7 protein-coding genes are annotated in these 16,204 nt (G+C 67.6%); 6 read left to right on the plus strand and 1 reads right to left on the minus strand.

Annotated features, from left to right (window positions below; genetic code table 11):
• Nucleotides 1-28 precede the first annotated feature (28 nt).
• The 5 genes from ACWEN6_RS23880 to ACWEN6_RS23900 all read left to right on the plus strand — a co-directional run bounded on the left by ACWEN6_RS23880 (nucleotide 29) and on the right by ACWEN6_RS23900 (nucleotide 14,007).
• Entirely contained in the window at nucleotides 29-5,602 is a 5,574-nt protein-coding gene (locus ACWEN6_RS23880) for an amino acid adenylation domain-containing protein (protein WP_452572878.1), read from the plus strand.
• A 36-nt stretch (nucleotides 5,603-5,638) separates the two neighbouring features.
• Complete coding sequence (locus ACWEN6_RS23885) at nucleotides 5,639-6,949, plus strand: allantoate amidohydrolase (RefSeq protein WP_452572880.1); 1,311 nt, start codon at nucleotides 5,639-5,641, stop codon at nucleotides 6,947-6,949.
• A gap of 65 nt (nucleotides 6,950-7,014) precedes the next feature.
• Entirely contained in the window at nucleotides 7,015-8,286 is a 1,272-nt protein-coding gene (locus ACWEN6_RS23890; protein ID WP_452572882.1) for an MFS transporter, read from the plus strand.
• Between the two features lie 262 nt (nucleotides 8,287-8,548).
• On the plus strand, nucleotides 8,549-9,112 hold the full coding sequence (locus ACWEN6_RS23895) for an LOG family protein (RefSeq protein WP_452572884.1): 564 nt from the start codon (nucleotides 8,549-8,551) through the stop codon (nucleotides 9,110-9,112).
• A 470-nt stretch (nucleotides 9,113-9,582) separates the two neighbouring features.
• Nucleotides 9,583-14,007: an amino acid adenylation domain-containing protein gene (locus tag ACWEN6_RS23900; RefSeq protein ID WP_452572886.1), complete on the plus strand. Its 4,425-nt coding sequence runs from the start codon at nucleotides 9,583-9,585 to the stop codon at nucleotides 14,005-14,007.
• 14 nt (nucleotides 14,008-14,021) lie between these two features.
• Here the strand turns inward: ACWEN6_RS23900 and ACWEN6_RS23905 are convergent, their stop codons facing one another.
• A complete protein-coding gene (locus ACWEN6_RS23905; RefSeq protein ID WP_452572888.1) occupies nucleotides 14,022-14,984 on the minus strand; it encodes a hypothetical protein in 963 nt (320 codons plus the stop codon).
• Nucleotides 14,985-15,225: 241 nt separating this feature from the next.
• Here ACWEN6_RS23905 and ACWEN6_RS23910 point away from each other — a divergent pair, with 241 nt between their 5' ends.
• Nucleotides 15,226-15,960, plus strand: coding sequence for a hypothetical protein (locus ACWEN6_RS23910; protein WP_452572890.1), 735 nt, complete (start codon nucleotides 15,226-15,228; stop codon nucleotides 15,958-15,960).
• The last annotated feature ends 244 nt before the right edge of the window (nucleotides 15,961-16,204 follow it).

Raw genomic sequence — 16,204 nt, forward strand, 5'->3', positions numbered from 1 at the left:
CGACTTCGAGCTGAGGAGGTACTGACGGATGCGTTCAGATCTGGCTCACGGGGTTGCTCTAAGCGACGCGCAGACGCGGATGTGGATCAGCCAGCTGTTCGAGCCCGACAAGCCGGGCTGGAACATAGCCTTCGGGTGGCGCCTGCAGGGTGAGCTCGACACGGTCGCACTCCGCGAGGCGGCCGAGCGGTTGGTCGAGCGGCACGAGGTGCTGGGACAGCGGTTCGCCGAGGTGGACGGCGTGCCAGCGGCGCTGCCCGGCGGCGGAACGCTGCTGGACTGGAGCGAGCATGACCTCGCGAGCGTGCAGGACGACGAGGTCCACGACCGCACCCGTGCACTGCTGGATGAGGTGACGAACCGAGTGTTCGACCTCAGCGTGGGTCCGCCCATGCGCCTGCTGCTCGTCCGTGAGCGGCCGTCGACGCATGTGCTCTACGTGGTCGTGCACCACATCGTCTTCGACGGACAGTCGCAGGCGATCTTCACCCGCGACCTGTCGCACTTGTACGTGGCGGCACGGTCCGGTGCTGCGGGGCTCGTACCGCTCGAGTCCTCCTACGCCGAGTACGCTGCGGCGGAGCGCTGCGACTCCACTCGGGCCCAGGCCGTGGAGTACTGGACGGACATGTTGAGTACGGTCAGGCCGGCGGAGCTATCGGTGGACTATCCGCCCTCGGTGGGCGGCGCGAGGATGGGTACCCACTCGATCTCCATCCCCCCGCAGACCTTCGACGCATTGCGGTCGATGGCCAGTGAGCAGCGCAGCACGCTGTTCATGGTTGCCCTGGCGGGGCTGGAGGTGACGCTCTCCCGCTTCACGGGAGCGGCCGACGTCATCGTCGGCACGCCCGTCGGGACGCGGGACCGGGCGGATCTGAATGAAGTCATCGGGCTCTTCTTCAACCCGGTGCTCATTCCGGGGCGGGTCGACGCGCAGCTGAAGGTCGAGGCGTTCCTGGAGCGTGTGCGTGACGCTACGCTGAACGCCTTCCAGTACGCCAACGCCCCCTTCAACGACGTGGTCGCCGCGCTGAATCCCTCGCGCAGCAATGACGGCTCGGCGTCGCTGTTCCAAACCTGGTTCGAGATCGAGCGGGACGAGGCCGACCTGCTTGCGCTGCCCGGCATCGAGGCGACGCCCATTGCCGGTGGTCAGCCGGCGCTGCGGTTCGACCTGGACGTCACGGTCCAGGTGCGCAACGCCGGGCTCGCCGTGCGATTCAACTACCGCGCCGACAAGTTCCGCCCGGAGTCGGTCGAGCGGATCGGCGCGGTCTTCGCTCAGGTCCTGGCGTCGATGGCTCACCACCGGGGGCTGAGCGTCGGCGAGTTGGGACGGGTGGACCTGCTCCGTGATCCGCGGATGCGTGAGATCTGCGTCGGCGAGGAGCGCGAGGTGGGCTTGGACCTGCTCTCCGACATCTTCCGAGGCTCGGTGGAGTATCCCGACCAGCTCGCGGTCGTTCAGGGTGATGCCCGCCTGAGCTATCGCGAGCTGCTGGACAAGTCCAGGGGCGTGGCCGACGCCCTGCTCGGGCACGGGCTTGGCGCCGAGGACGTGGTGGCGATCTACATGGCCCGCAGGCCCGAGATGCTTGCGGCCATGCTCGGTACGATGCTGGCGGGCTGTGCCTATCTTCCGCTCGACCCGGACCTGCCCAGCGAACGCCTGACCACCATCGTCGAGGACGCCGTGCCGCGGGTGATCATCACCGATCGTTCGGACGGGGCGGTCTCGGCCTGGGCACAGCACACGGTGCTCGTCAGCGAGGTGCCGGGCACCGACCGCACCCTGGACGACTACCCGGGGATGAGCGTCGACGGCGCACGCCTCGCGTACGTCATTTACACCTCAGGTTCGACCGGCAGACCCAAGGGCGTCATGATCGAGCGCGCCAGCCTGACGAACTTCGTGCGCTGGTGTGCCCGTGGGTACGACAGCGGGCAGGGGAACGGCGCACCTGTCTTCACCTCGATCGCGTTCGATGTCGTGATCCCGAACCTGTTCGGCCCGCTCCTGCTCGGGGAGACGGTCCATATGATGCCGGCGGGCACCGACCCCGGTGACCTTGGTGCCGCGCTGGTGCGCAGCGGACCGTACAACTTCATCAAGCTGACACCGCACCACCTGGATGTGCTGGCGCCCCAGCTGTCCGCGGCGGAGGCCTCGGCCCTGTGCGGCCGCCTCGTAGTCGGGGCGGACCGCTTCCCGCGGTCGACGCTCGAGCGCTGGCGGGCGCTCGACCCGGACACCCCGGTCGTCAACGAGTACGGGCCGACCGAGATCACCGTGGCGAACTCGACGTATGAGGTGGACGGGACCCTCGACGCCCAGGTACTGCCCATCGGGCGGCCCATCCCGGGGACGAGCATGTGGATCCTCGACGAGGAGCTCAGGCCCGTGCCTCCGGGAGGGGTCGGCGAGATCTGCATCGGGGGCGTGGGCGTCGCCCGCGGCTATCTGCGTCGTCCGAGCGTCACGGCGACGGTCTTCGTCCCCGATCCGCTGTCACCGGACAGCGGCGCTCGGATCTATCGGACCGGTGACTACGGGCGGGTCGGCCCGGACGGACAGGTCGAGTTCCGTGGTCGACGCGATCACCAGGTCAAGGTCCGTGGATTTCGCGTCGAGCCAGCTGAGGTCGAGCACGCCCTGACCTCTCAAGACGAGGTGGCCGCCGCACACGTCACAGGCCACACGTCCCGTGAGGGCACCACCGAGCTCATCGCCTACATCGTCACGAATCGCCCGATCGAGGACCGGACCCTCAGGCGTCGCCTGCGTGACAACCTGCCGCACTATCAGGTGCCGAGCCGCTTCCTGCGCGTGCCGAGCATCCCGTTGACGCCGAACGGCAAGGTCGAGACCAGCAGGCTGCCGGATCCCGCTCTGCCGAGTGATGCCGTTGTCCGGACCGAGGAGCGCCGCGACGCCGCGACCACACCGCTCCAACGGATCTGGGCCGACATCCTCGGTGTCGACGACGTCCAGCCGTACGACAACTTCTTCCAGCTGGGTGGCCACTCGCTGCTCGCGCTGAGGCTGATCGCTCGGGTCGATGAAGCGATGGGCAAGATCCTCACCCTGCGCGAGGTGTTCGCGTCGCCGACCGTTGCCGAGATGGCCGACCTGCTGGACCGGGAACAGTCCCCGGCGGGTGAGGAGCCCGAGGTCGGCGTGGCGGGTCCGGACGGCGTCCATCCGCTCACCCCGGATCAGATGCGCATCCTGTACGCTCAGGAGGCCTTGGGGTCCACCACGCAGTTCAACCTAGGCGGTTGCTGGACGGTCTCCGGACCGCTGGACGTTCACGCCCTCGATCGGGCAGTCCGGCTCCTCGTCGACCGGCATGCGGCGCTGCGGACCCGGGTCGAGCTGCGTGATGGCACGTTCGTGCAGGTGGTTGGCCCGGAGAGCGAAGCCGACATCCGCCATGTCGACCTCACCTCGAGGAACGTCGAGGCGGCGCGGGGCCGGCTCCGGCAGCTGGTCGAGGAGCTGGACCGGGTCGGGTTCACCCTGGGACGTCCCCTGGTTCGGATCCGGCTGGTCCGGCTGGCCTCGACCGAGCACGTAGTCGTCGTGGCGGGCCATCACCTGATGCTCGACGGCTGGTCGATGGGGCTGCTTGTTCGAGACCTGGGCGAGCTGTACACCGCCCTGGGCGAAGGGCGCGACGCCGCCCTCCCAGCCCTTCGGGTGAGCTTTCCCGAACTCGCCTCGCGTGGCGCCCCGGATCGTGCTCCTGCGCCGTCGCCGGGATCGACGGTGCCGGAGGCCGACCCCGTGGTCCTGCCGACCGACCATCCGCGCGGCGATGACGAGTCGTCGGCCGGCGAGGTCGTTCAGGGGTTGATTCCGCCCCGTTCATGGGTGGGGATACAGGATGTCGCGAGGGCCCACGGAACGACGCCGTTCGTCGTCCTGCTCGCGTGCGCGCAGGTGATGATCGCCGAGTACGCCTCGGCATCGTTCTTCACCTTCGGCTTCTCGGACGCCGGCCGCGACGACCCGCAGGTTCACGATGTCGTGGGGCCGTTCTTCAAACAGGCGGTCGGTGTGGCCGACCTGCGTGGCGATCCGTCGCTCAGGAAGCTGATCGGCCGGGTCGCCGCCGGGATGTTGGACGCCCGCGCTCGACTCGCGGGCACGGCGGAGCGAAGCGGCCCGGCACCCGCTCAGAGCGTGTGGATCGAGATGGATCCGGAGGAGAGGGCGAGCACCTTTCCCGAGACCCTCACGGTGGCAGAGTTCGCGCTGCCCACCATCGAGGTGAAGAACGACCTGGTTCTCTCGCTGCGTGAGAACCGGTCGGGCGTGGAGGTGAGCCTGGCGTACCGCGCAAGCCTGTTCGAGCAGCGTACGGCTGAAGCGCTCCGGGACGGGTTCATCCGGCTGGCCGACGTCGTCGCGTCGTCCACCGGCCGCCGGATCTCCGAGCTGACGAGCGAGGCTTTGCAGGGCACGTCAGAGCCAGGTCAGAGCGTCAAGGATCACGGCATCCAGGAGTCGAGTGGCAGCCCGGTCGACGTCCTGGTCGAGATCGCGGCCGACCTGCTGAACGTGCAAGCTGTCTCGGCGGCGGACAACTTCTTCGAACTGGGTGGCGACTCGATCAAGGCCGTCGCCCTCGTCGCCAAGACTGGGCAGCAGGGGCTCCACCTGACGATTCGCGACGTGATAGGGCTCTCGACGTTCGCCGAGCTGGCTGCCGCGGCGTCGGCGCGTACCGCTTCGCCAACGCCCCCGGAGCCGGCGCAGCAGAGCCTCGTGGAGCTGCGAGCGCCCGCCGGTGGGCGCCGCCTGATCTGCATTCAACCGAGCGGCGGCACCGTGCCCTGGTACTTCACGCTCGCTGAGGTGCTGCCTGAGGGGTGCGGTCTGTCGGCCTTCTTGGCGCTGGAGGACCGATGGCTCGGTGAGGCTCAAGTGTCGGTCGAACGGATGGCCGAGGCCTTCGCGGACGATTTGTGCCGGGAGCCGGAGGCTGCTCCGTTCACGATCCTGGGCTGGTCGGCGAGTGGGGTCTGGGCCGTGGAGCTGGCGCGCCAGCTCCGGGCGCGGAGCGTCCCCGTCGGGCCGCTCATCCTCATCGAGCCCGCCTTGCCAGATGTGGCCGGACGAGCGGGGATCCGACGAGCGTGGAACGACTTCAGTCAGGCGGCCGACCTGATCGACGAGCTCCACCAGGACGGCATCTCGCCGGACGATCGGGCGCTGCTGCGGGGGCAGCTCAATGACCTCGTCGCGAGCTCAGATGTGTTGGCCGCGTCGGTTCCGGAACTGACCTCATCTGGTCCGTTGCGCATGTCTGCCGCCATGGAGCTGGCGCAGCTGTCGTACGCGCCCCGGCTCTATGAAGGAACGGCGGAGCTGGTGGTCGGTGACGAGGTGACCTGTGCGGGGCCGGCGCACCCGTCCAAGATCGCTGGAATCTCAGAGTCTGCCTATCTGGAGCGATGGCGTGCCGTGTTCCCTGCGGGCGCGCTGAACGTGCACCGGGTCAGTGGTGGACACATGTCGATGATTCAGGAGAAGGGACATGCGGCAGAGATCGCACGCATCGTGGCTCGGCTTTGGGAGAGCGAGCGTGAATAGTGTGATTTTGCACGGCGATTCAGATGGAAGTGCACAATGAGTAATGCCCGGACAGCCCTGGATCGTTGTGCCGAGCTGGCACGCATCACGGCAGATGTGCCACGCATCGAACGTCTCTACCTCTCCGCTGAGCACGCCGCCGCCAACATGCTCGTGGCCGAGTGGATGGAACAGGCCGGGCTGCGGAGCTGGCAGGACGCGGCGGGAAACCTGTGCGGACGTCGGGAGGGACGCACCGACCGGCTGCCCGCACTCATGATCGGTTCCCACCTCGACACGGTCCCCGACGCCGGTGCGTACGACGGGCCGCTGGGCGTGCTGATGGCCATCGCGGTCGCGGAACGGCTTCGCGACCACGACCTGCCGTTCGCACTTGAGGTGATCGCCTTCAACGATGAGGAAGGCACCCGATTCGACACCGCGCTCCTGGGCAGTCAGGCAGTCGCAGGAGGGTGGCAGGACCACTGGTGGGAGCACAGCGGGCGCGACGGACTCACGCTGCTCCGCGCGTTCGCCGACTTCGGCCTGGATCCGGGGCGGGTGAGCGAGGCGGCACGTACGCCGGCCGAACTCGTCGGCTATCTCGAGGCGCACATCGAGCAGGGACCGTACCTCGAGGCCGAGGATCGCTCCCTTGGCTTGGTCACCGCCATCGCCGGAGCGCGGCGATTCCAGTTGAGCATCGTTGGTAAGGCCGGGCACGCTGGAGGGACGCCGTACCCGCGCCGCAGGGACGCTCTGGTGAGCGCCTGTGAAGCGATCACGATGATCGAACGGGTGGCCCGTGAGAGCGGTGAGGACGGGTGCATCGCGACGGTCGGGCGGATCCAGGTCCAACCGGGCGCGGTCAACGTGATCCCGGGGCAGGCCGACTTCACGCTCGACCTACGCGCCGCGACAGACGCGCAACGAGACGCGATGTGGGACTGCATCCGTGCGGAGATCAAGGGGATGTGCGCGAGCCGCGGGACGCGCCTGGAGGTGTTCGAGACCCACTCTGCCTCGGCGTGTGAATGCGCCTCGTGGCTGCGCGACGCCATCGGGACCGGCATCCGCAGGACCGGCGATGACGACCCGCGCGGTCTGTGGAGCAAGGCCGGCCACGACGCGATGGCGATGAGCGCGATCTGTGACGTCGCGATGCTGTTCATCCGGTGCCGGGAGGGTGTGAGCCACCACCCCGCCGAGGACGTCCGCGAGATCGACGTCGCGCGCGGCATCGACGCGTACGAGCAGGCGGTGCTGGAGGTCGCGCGTAACTACGACGCCAGAGGCGAGGCGGACGCACCTGCCGTCCGGGCAGCTGCGCGATCGGGGTGCGGTGCCTGCTTCGATACGTCCTGCTGACCTGCGCCCGGACCGAGTTCGGACGCCAGCGGGCCGGCCAATGACCGGTTGGGAGGTGAGTTGTAGTGGATGAGCTCGGCGGGCGCAGCATTCTGCGGCGGTTTCTCGTGCTGACCGGGCTGCGCTGGTTGCCCTTGGGCTTGCTCATGCCCGTGCTGGTGTTGCTGCCACTGGATCGCGGACTGCGTTTGTCCGATGTGGGGTTCGCCCTCGCCTTCCAAGGCTTTGTGGTGCTCGCTCTTGAGGTGCCGACCGGGGGGCTCGCCGACAGTATCGGCCGTCGCCGCGTACTGCTCGCGTCATCGGTGGCTGCGCTGGTCTCGCTCACCGTCTTCGCATTGGCGCGAAACGTCGTGGTCCTCGCATGCGCTGCCGCACTACTCGGCATATACCGCGCGCTGGACAGTGGTCCGCTCGAAGCCTGGTACGTCGATGAGTCCCAGGCGCGGGACCCGCAGTCGCGGATCGACGTCGGGATCGGCTGGCAGAACACTGTCATGGGACTGTCGATGGGTCTCGGGGGACTAGCCAGCGCGGCGCTGGTCACCTGGCGCCCAGTGCCCGCGATCGACCCGATGCTCCTTCCGGTCGTGCTTGCGCTGGGCATCCAGGTCGTCGGCGCGGCCGCGGTCTGGGTGCTCATGAAGGAGCACCGGTCGCTGAGTTCGGCAGCGACGGGCGCGGGCGGCCTGCGGGCCGGCTTACGCAAGGTGCCACGCACCATTTCGGCCAGCGCCTGGCTGCTTCGGGCCTCACCTGTCCTGCTGGGCCTGTCGAGCGTGGAACTGCTCTGGGGGTTCGGCGCAGCGACGTTTGAGAACCTGTTCTCCGTCCGGCTGGCTGAGGTGACCGTCACTTCCGAGGCGGCGGCGGCGATGACCGGCACGGCGATCGCGGTCGGGTGGCTAGCGTCCTCGGTGGGTGCGGCGGCGACACCGCGCATAGCACGCCGGTGGGGCACCGTCGAGGTCGCGCTCCTGCTGCGGGTTCTGCAGGGCACCACCGTCATCGCCATGGGTCTGCTCGCCGGTGTCGCCGGCGTGGCCGCGGCGTACGTCGCCTGCTATGTGGTGCACGGTGCGTCCAACGCTGCGCATCTGACGCTGCTTCACCGGCACACGGCCAGCGAGGTGCGGGCGACCGTAGTGTCGATTAACTCGATGATGGCTCAAGGCGCCGGAGCGGTCGGATCGATCGTGCTGTTCGCAATGGCCGAGCACTTGTCGGTCTCCGTCACCATGATCGCGGGCGGGCTCGTGCTGGCCGTGGCGGCACCGCTCTACCTGTTCGCGCGGGGAGCCGAGCGGGAGCGGCTCGAGTCGGGATCGGTGGGCTGATCGCGTGGGAGGCAACCGACGGACACAACCGACCTCTGCCACCGACTCGCCTGAGTCGGTCGTAGGGAAGCCCCTCCACCCCCGCCACGACTTCCAGTGCATCTGCGACGTTCGCGAACTCAAACTCATCAAGGCGATGTTCCACCGCCTCCACAGCGCTGCGAAGGAATGAAGAAATTGATCTTCCGTGACTTCGGCGGCAACCGTGCCAGGCGCATCCCACGTCCCACAACCCGTAGCTTAAGACGCGAAGGGGGCACCCATGCCCGTCGACAGAATCGCCGTGTTCTGCGGTGCACGCACAGGCGTCCGACCACAGTATGTCGAATTCGCAAAGGGCTTCGGCGCCGAACTCGCCCGCCGTGGAGCAGGGCTTGTCTATGGTGCCGGCGGATTAGGCGTGATGGGAGCCGTCGCTGATGCCGCTTTCTCGGGTGGTGCTTCCGTCACTGGTGTGATCCCGCACCAGCTCTACGAACGGGAGCTCCCCCAGAAAAGCCGCGGGGAACTCTTCGTCGTACGGTCTATGCATGAGCGCAAGGCCCTCATGTACAAGCTCTCGAAAGGGTTCGCCGTCCTGCCCGGAGGACTGGGCACGCTCGACGAATTCATCGAAGTCGCAACGTGGAATCAACTCGGTTTTCACCAGAAACCCATCGTCCTGGTCAACCACCAGGGCTTCTTCGACCCGCTGGCCGCGCTGCTCGATCACGTGGTCAAGGAGGGATTTCTTTCCCCACAGGAACGATCCCGTATTGACATGGCGATCGGCGTTGACGAAGCGCTTGACCAACTCGGCTGCACATCCGCGTCTGACGGTCTTTAGCGGACTTGGGTGCCACCGGCTGGAAACACCGGCCGGGACTTCCACCTGATCGCCTGCTTTGGCGCAGAAACCGGGAACATCATGCCGAACGGGCAGCGCAAGGACTTCGGCGACAGCGTCGGCCAGTACGGCGAGTCGTCCCAGCTCGCAAAAGTTTCTGCGGTCTCGTCATTCGACAATGCGTCCTGGCTCCCGTCGAGTGCCAGACCGCCACCTTGACCGAGCTGGGCGACAAGGAGCCCCTGCAGACCGCCGAACCCAAACGCATCGGGACCTGGGTCCCCCGTCGCAGGACCCTTGATCAGAAGCTCGGAGGAACGATGACGGAGTCAAGCGAGTCGGAATCTGTGAATGTATCGGCCGGGAACGGCACGGCGATCGCCACCCGAGCGGCGGAGGGTGATGCTCGCGGGGCCACAGAGTCGCCTGACGTCCCCGCAGGGTGGGCTCCACAGCGAGCGATCCGGGCGATGACGATCCACCAGGGGTTCGAGGCTCAGGTCTCCCGTACTCCGCAGAGCGTCGCCTTACGCGCCCGCGGTCTGACGTTGACCTACGAGGAGCTCAACGCTCGGGCGAACGTCCTGGCGCGCCAGCTGCGCGCCCAAGGGGTCAGGGGCGAGTCGCTCGTGGTCGTGTGCCTGCCGCGGTCGGTGGAGGTGCTGGTCAGCTTCCTCGCGGTGATGAAGGCCGGTGGCGCCTACGTGCCGCTGTCTCCGAGTGACCCGACTCAGCGGCGGCGGCACATCCTGGAGGATGCCCAGCCCACCGTCGTCATCACTGACGCCGGTCACCGCGGTGACGAGGAGTTCGCCGGCTCGCTGGCTTTGTGCGTTGATGAGCTGCTGAAGAACGTCGCGACCGCCGGGCCGGCCGAGCGGAAGGACCTGGGCGAGGAGGTCTGGCCGCAGCAACTGGCCTACGTCATCTACACCTCCGGGTCGAGCGGACGGCCCAAGGGGGTGATGTGCCATCACCACGGGGTGGCGAACTATCTCGACTGGGCTGTTGAGACCTACACCGCACTCGGCAACGGCGGTGCACCGCTCTTCTCCTCGGTCGGCTTCGACATGGTCGTGCCCAACATCTACGCACCGCTGTGGTGTGGTCAGGCCGTGCAGCTCATCCCCGATGACCAGGACCTACCGGCGCAGATCTCAGAGGTGCTGTCCTTTTGCCCATACGGCTTCATCAAGCTGACGCCCGGACAGCTGGACCTGATCACGTCGATGATCGATGCTGACACGGCGCGGAGCCTCGCGGGACTGCTCGCTGTCGGGGCCGACCTCTTCCCGGTGCAGTCGCTGCAGCGGTGGCGCAAACTCGACTCTGCGACACCCGTACTCAACGAGTACGGGCCGACCGAGGCCTCGGTGGCCAACGCCTTCTTCATGACCTCGGATTTCTTCTCGGGGGAGTCCATCCCGATCGGCAGACCCATCGAGAACACCTCGATGTACATCCTGGACGACGATTTCCGGCCGGCCCCGGCCGGTGCGGAGGGAGAAATCTTCGTCGGCGGGGTGTGCTGTGCCCGTGGCTACCTGGGCCGACCTGCCCTGAGCAGCGAGAAGTTCGTTCCCGACCCATATGCCGCAGAGCCCGGGGCTCGGATGTACCGCACCGGCGACCGGGCGACCTGGGACGCCCATGGCAACGCGGTCTTCCTGGGCAGGTCGGACCGTCAGCTGAAAATTCGTGGGTATCGCGTGGAACCGGGGGAGGTCGAGTCGGCGCTCCGGCGGCACCCGGGCATCCGTGACGCAGCCGTCGTGGAGCACACCAGCGGACCCGGCGGGCCGCTCGTCCTGAAGGCCTACGTGATCAGCGACCAGGCCGTGCCGGACGGGCTGGTCGAGTGGCTGGCGGATCACATTCCGGAGTACGCCATACCGCGGCAGTACGCCGCGGTGGACTCGATCCCGCTCGACGCGAACGGGAAGGTCGACCGCTCCGCACTGGCACGGCAGGAGGCCGAGCAGAATCCTGAGCCCGAGCCGATCGCCGACGACACGGGTGCGGGAGAGGTGGAGGACGTGCTGCGTGAGGCGTGGAAGTCCGTCCTGGGCGTGAGCACGCTGGACCCCGATGCGAACTTCTTCGAGCTCGGCGGCGACTCGATCTCGACGGTTCGCCTCGCGGCGGCGCTACGAGAGCAGGGCTACGAGCTGAGCCTCACCGAGGTGTTCCGCTGTCCCATCTTCAACGCCCTGGCGCCCTTGGTGGTTCGGTCGGATGCGGCGGCCGAGGCCCCGGTCCACTTTCGCGGGCCGCTGAGGCTGACGCCGGTACAGCAGTGGTTCATCGACCGTGCGCTGGTGGACCAGAACCACTACAACCAGTCCATCGTCCTGGAATGGAAGGACGAGCCTGAGGTCTTCGCGCTGGAGACCGCTCTCGAGGCGCTTGTCAGCGCCCACGATGCTCTCCGGCTGCGCTTCAAACAGACCGCGAACGGATGGCAGCAGGAAGTCGGCGAGACGCCGCCCGGGTTCGAGCTGCTGTCGGAGGTCTACCTCGATCAGGACACCGATCCAGACCATGAGTTCCAGGAAGCGGCCACACGGCTGCAGCGCTCGCTCGACATCGAGAGCGGACGGATGGTTCGTACCGCGCTGATCTCCAGCGCTGAACGCCCGAGCCTTCTGCTGATCGCCGTCCACCATCTGGCGGTCGACACCTTCTCCTGGCCGAGGATCGTGCGCGATCTGGACGTCGCGTACTCCAACCTCGTCGCCGAACGTGAGCCCGGCCTGCCCGAGGACTCCTTCGTCTTCTCGCAGTGGGCGAGCGCGCTCGCCGCCGCGCGTCCTGGCGAGGCGGCCACGTCCGACGGCGGGAAGAACGCGGCGCGCGCGCCGGTCTCCCTTCCCCGGGACATCCCGGACGGTGTCAACACGGTGGCGGGTATCGAGTGCGCTGAGGTGCGTCTGGCGGCGTCCTCCACGCGGACGCTGTTGCGGGTGACACCGAGCGACTACAGCAGCCCGGTCGAGGTCGTGCTCCTGACCGCGCTCGCCGACGCCCTGGGCTCGGCCCATGACCTACCATCGGTGACGTTCGATGTGGAACGGCATGGTCGGGACAGTCGCCTTCCCGGTCCCGATCGCTCTGATGCGGTGGGCTGGTTCGCGGGGGTGCATCGGGTGACGCTCGACTCCTTCACCCTTGACACGGAGAGCGACCCGGCGCTGCGCGACGCGGTCCACCGGATCAAATCAGGGATGGCCGCCGGGCGTCCGGATCGGTTGGAGTGTGACGTCGAGGTCGCCCCGACCAACCCGGGCACGATCCTGTTCAACTACTCGGGCCACCTGCAGACCCAGCTCCAGGCTCAGAGCTTCGGCGCGGCTATGGGAGCCGCCGGCGAGGAGAGGTCGGCTCGCCAGGAGCGCAGCCATGACATCGAACTCGAGGTCGACGTCGCCGACGACCAGCTCACCTTCCGATGGCTCTACGCACCAGCGCTGCACAGGAGGCAGACGATCGAGTCAGTCGCGGAGCGCTGCATGAGCACCCTTGAGCTCCTGATCCGACGCGGGTCAGGGGTACGCGCCGCGCGGGTGCCGTCGGACTTCCCGCTGGCGTCGGTCACGCAGGAACAGTTAGACCGGATCCTCGAGGAGACCGGTGAAGTGGACGACCTGTACAACCTCACGCCCCTCCAGAGTGGAATGCTGCTACACAGCCTGATGGGCGGTGAGTACGGCGGGTGCCACATTATCGAGTGCGCTCCCGGCCTCGAGGAGCCCGTGGTGGTCGAGGTGTGGCGCGAGCTGGTCCGACGACACCCCGTGCTCCGCAGCAGCGTGAAGTGGCACGGCCTTGACCAACCGGTCCAGGTCGTGCATCCAGTGGAGTCGGTGGACATCGAGATCGCCGACTGGTCGGAGGCCCTGGTCGACACGGCGACCGACGAAAGCCGGGCTTGGCGACCCCAGGTGACCGTGGCTCGCGCGGGCGATGACCGGCTGAGGGTGGTGCTCAACTGCCATCACCTGTGGATCGACGGCTGGAGCGTCAGTGTGCTGACCGACGAGGCGTGCCAGCTGTACGAGGCGCGTACGGGTGGCGGAGGGGCGTTGGCGGTGCCGGTTCCCTACCGCCGCTACGCGGAGTGGCTGTCGGACCCGGAACGGCAGCTCGCGGCGCGCGGGTACTGGAGTGAGCTGCTTGCGGGCAGTCGTGCGTGCTACCTCGATGCGTCCGGCCATGCTGCCGGGGGAGGGGAGTGCCTGCTCACCATCGACCTGTTAGCGGCACCCAGGGCGCACCTTCAGCGTCTGGTGAGCCAGCACGGCGTGACGCCTGCCGTCGCCACTCTTGCGGCTTGGGCAGCGACGGTGTCGGCCGCCGTTGGCCGGGACGACGTCATGGTGGGATGCGTGGTCGACGGGCGGACCTGGGATCTTGCGGGAATCGACCGCATCGTGGGGCTGGTGATGAACACGGTGCCGATCATCTGGGATTCAGCCAGGTCAGCGACGGTGGGTACAGCACTGGCAGACCTCAGCGACCAGCTGAGCAACGCCATGGGCTACGGCTACCATTCCCTGGCCGACCTCCAGCGGACGGTGCCGGGTGCCCAGGGCGAGCCCTTCGACAACATCTTCGTCGTCGAGGACGTGTCGGATGCGAGGTCCACCCGAACGTTCCGACGAGGGTCGCAGGGGCACGAGAAGGTGCACTACCCGCTAACGCTCACCCTCTTTGTGGAGAGCGGTCAGCCTGTCTCACTTCAGTTCGCCTTCCGCGACGGGGGACTTGGCCGCGAGAAGGTCCAGACGCTGGCCGACCACGTGGTGAAGACGCTCGAGCTCATGGCGTCGAACTCACCTGGCCCCGATGCACGCGCTCCGGACGCTGCCGTGAGGAGGTCCGGCAGATTGCGCTAGACGGGCCATCGCAGCTATCCGGCCGGGATTAGCTCGGCAAAGTAGATGTCTTCGCCCGTGCACCCCCGGCTGAGTTTCGGTGCCTCATGTCCGATGCCGAGCTCCAGACGGCGCGCCCCGTGGTCAATGGCCACCCGTAACGGGCCCAGCATGCTAGAGAAGTGGTACACCGCTCGGTGATCGAGATCGGGTGCGTCCGAAATCCCGATGGTGTGCGCGTCCATGGCGTCATCAAACGTCCGACACATGATGTGGGCGACCACACTTCCCTGCCACCAGGTCCGGACGAAGAAGTGCTTTCCCGGACGTCGGTGGAAGTTGTTGATCCGCCACGTGACAATATCGGTGGACTCGTTTATGTCGTTCCGCTCGGAAATGTTGGCTATACCTGCGGCGGCTTCCGCGACGATCTCGTCCGAGAGTGGAACGACGTCGTGCTCCAGCCCGAGCGCCTCGGCTTGGCGGATATCCCGATTCCATTGCCGTCGGCGCCGTCCGGGAAGGCGCTGGAGGAAGTCCGCGATATCGGCCACCTCGCCGATCTCCAACGTGCACCAGACGCCCTGTTCGCGGACGGAGGCCGACGGCGCAGCATCGACGTACGCCGGCAGGTCGGCGGCGGTCAGAAAGGGGGACACAACCGCATCGGCCGTCTGCGCCGCACGGTCGACGGCATCTGTGACCAGCGCGGCCAGCAGGTCGTGACGCTGTTCGTCCGCAACCCCCGCGAGTGAGCTGCCCGACCGCATGCGGGCCAGCCCGCCGCCGACGAGAGCCGCCGATCCCGAGTGCGAGGCCAGCCCGATATAGCGGCGGTAGTCGTCGTTGAGGGAGTCGACCTGCTTGACCACCACGACGGGCAGCCGCCCGCGCCCACGTCCCGATCGCGCCTGGACCTCGAAGTAGTCGAACCTGACATCCAGTGCGCACAGTGCTTTGTCATCCATCATGGCGAGGGCGTCGCGGGCCATGTTCATCAATGGATTCCCTTCGATGTTCTGAATCGGGCGTTGAACGCGACGATCCGCAATTCGAAGCCGCCGTGACCTGGCTCGGATTATGCCAGCGCTCTCGAATCTACCAAGAACGGGCGGGTCGTCAGGTCAATGCCACTCATCCTGTCGTTCAGGTGCGCACCCACAAGTCCGTGCCGTGTGGCCGGAACGCGGTGTCGTCGCCGGCCTTCCGTGCCTTCTCCAGATCCACGCCGAGCCGGGCGTGAAGACCACCAAGGACATCATGATGGCGGCCGAGAAGGTCGCCTCGGCGTTCCAGACCTCGACGCAGCTGGCGGTGCTGAAACCGGTACCATCCCGCGACAACTCCCGCGCGCTGTTCACGCTGCTGCAGGGCGACACCCTGTCGAAGGTCCGCAGGTTCGAGGACCTGCAGCCCCGCATCATGGCGGACGGGCGGGCGCACATCGGCTACTTCTACGACCTGGCCCCCGCGCACTGGGCGTTCTTCACGAAGTCGGGCGGCATGCGGCACGGCATCATCGTCGGCGACTCGGAGGCGGGCAAGTCCCGGTCGGTGGAGACGCTGATCAGCCTGGCGCACCTGTCGGACAAGATCGCGACAGTGCTGCTCGACCCGCAGGGCGGGTCCATGCCGGACTGGAACGGCAACACGCACCGCTGCGCGCTCGGCGAGGACAGCTGCATGTCCGAGCTGGAGCTGTGGCAATGGGTGATGCGGCGCCGCGTCCACTACCTCGCGCGGATCCCGTGGGTGGACGAGGACGGGGACGAGCGGCGCGGCAAGACGCACCTGGTCCCTGGTGACCCGGACGCTGGCGGCATGACCGGGGTGTTCGTCGTGCTGGAGGAGGCGCCGGAGCTGCTGCAGCACGACGTGCACGGCAAGAAGGCCGTGGGGATGCTCGCCTCCGGTGCGAAGACGCGGCGCAAGGGGGGCGGCGGCATCGTTCTGGTCGCGCAGGACCGAACATGACCGAGCTGGGCGGGTCGGTGACGCTGAGGGCGCAGCTGCGGAAGAACGCGTGCGCGCTAAGGACGCAGACGCCCGGCGCCGCCTTCCGGATGGGCCTTCCGCGTGACCCGTCGCTGCTCTCGGCAACGTTCGAGGACGGTCCCCTGACGCAGGGCCTGTCGTACCTCAACGGCATCGACCGGCGTGCGGCGCTGATGCGGTGCGCTCTACACCGAGAAGCCGAAGCTGATCGCCCGCCAACCGG

This window comes from Sphaerisporangium sp. NPDC004334, from assembly GCF_053602655.1.

Bases quoted from the DNA above. Each gene is read 5' to 3' on its own strand.
- ACWEN6_RS23880 (WP_452572878.1), top strand. From the start codon at position 29: ATGCGTTCAGATCTGGCTCACGGGGTTGCTCTAAGCGACGCGCAGACG.
- ACWEN6_RS23885 (WP_452572880.1), top strand. From the start codon at position 5,639: ATGAGTAATGCCCGGACAGCCCTGGATCGTTGTGCCGAGCTGGCACGC.
- ACWEN6_RS23895 (WP_452572884.1), top strand. From the start codon at position 8,549: ATGCCCGTCGACAGAATCGCCGTGTTCTGCGGTGCACGCACAGGCGTC.
- ACWEN6_RS23900 (WP_452572886.1), top strand. From the start codon at position 9,583: ATGACGATCCACCAGGGGTTCGAGGCTCAGGTCTCCCGTACTCCGCAG.
- ACWEN6_RS23905 (WP_452572888.1), bottom strand. From the start codon at position 14,984: ATGAACATGGCCCGCGACGCCCTCGCCATGATGGATGACAAAGCACTG.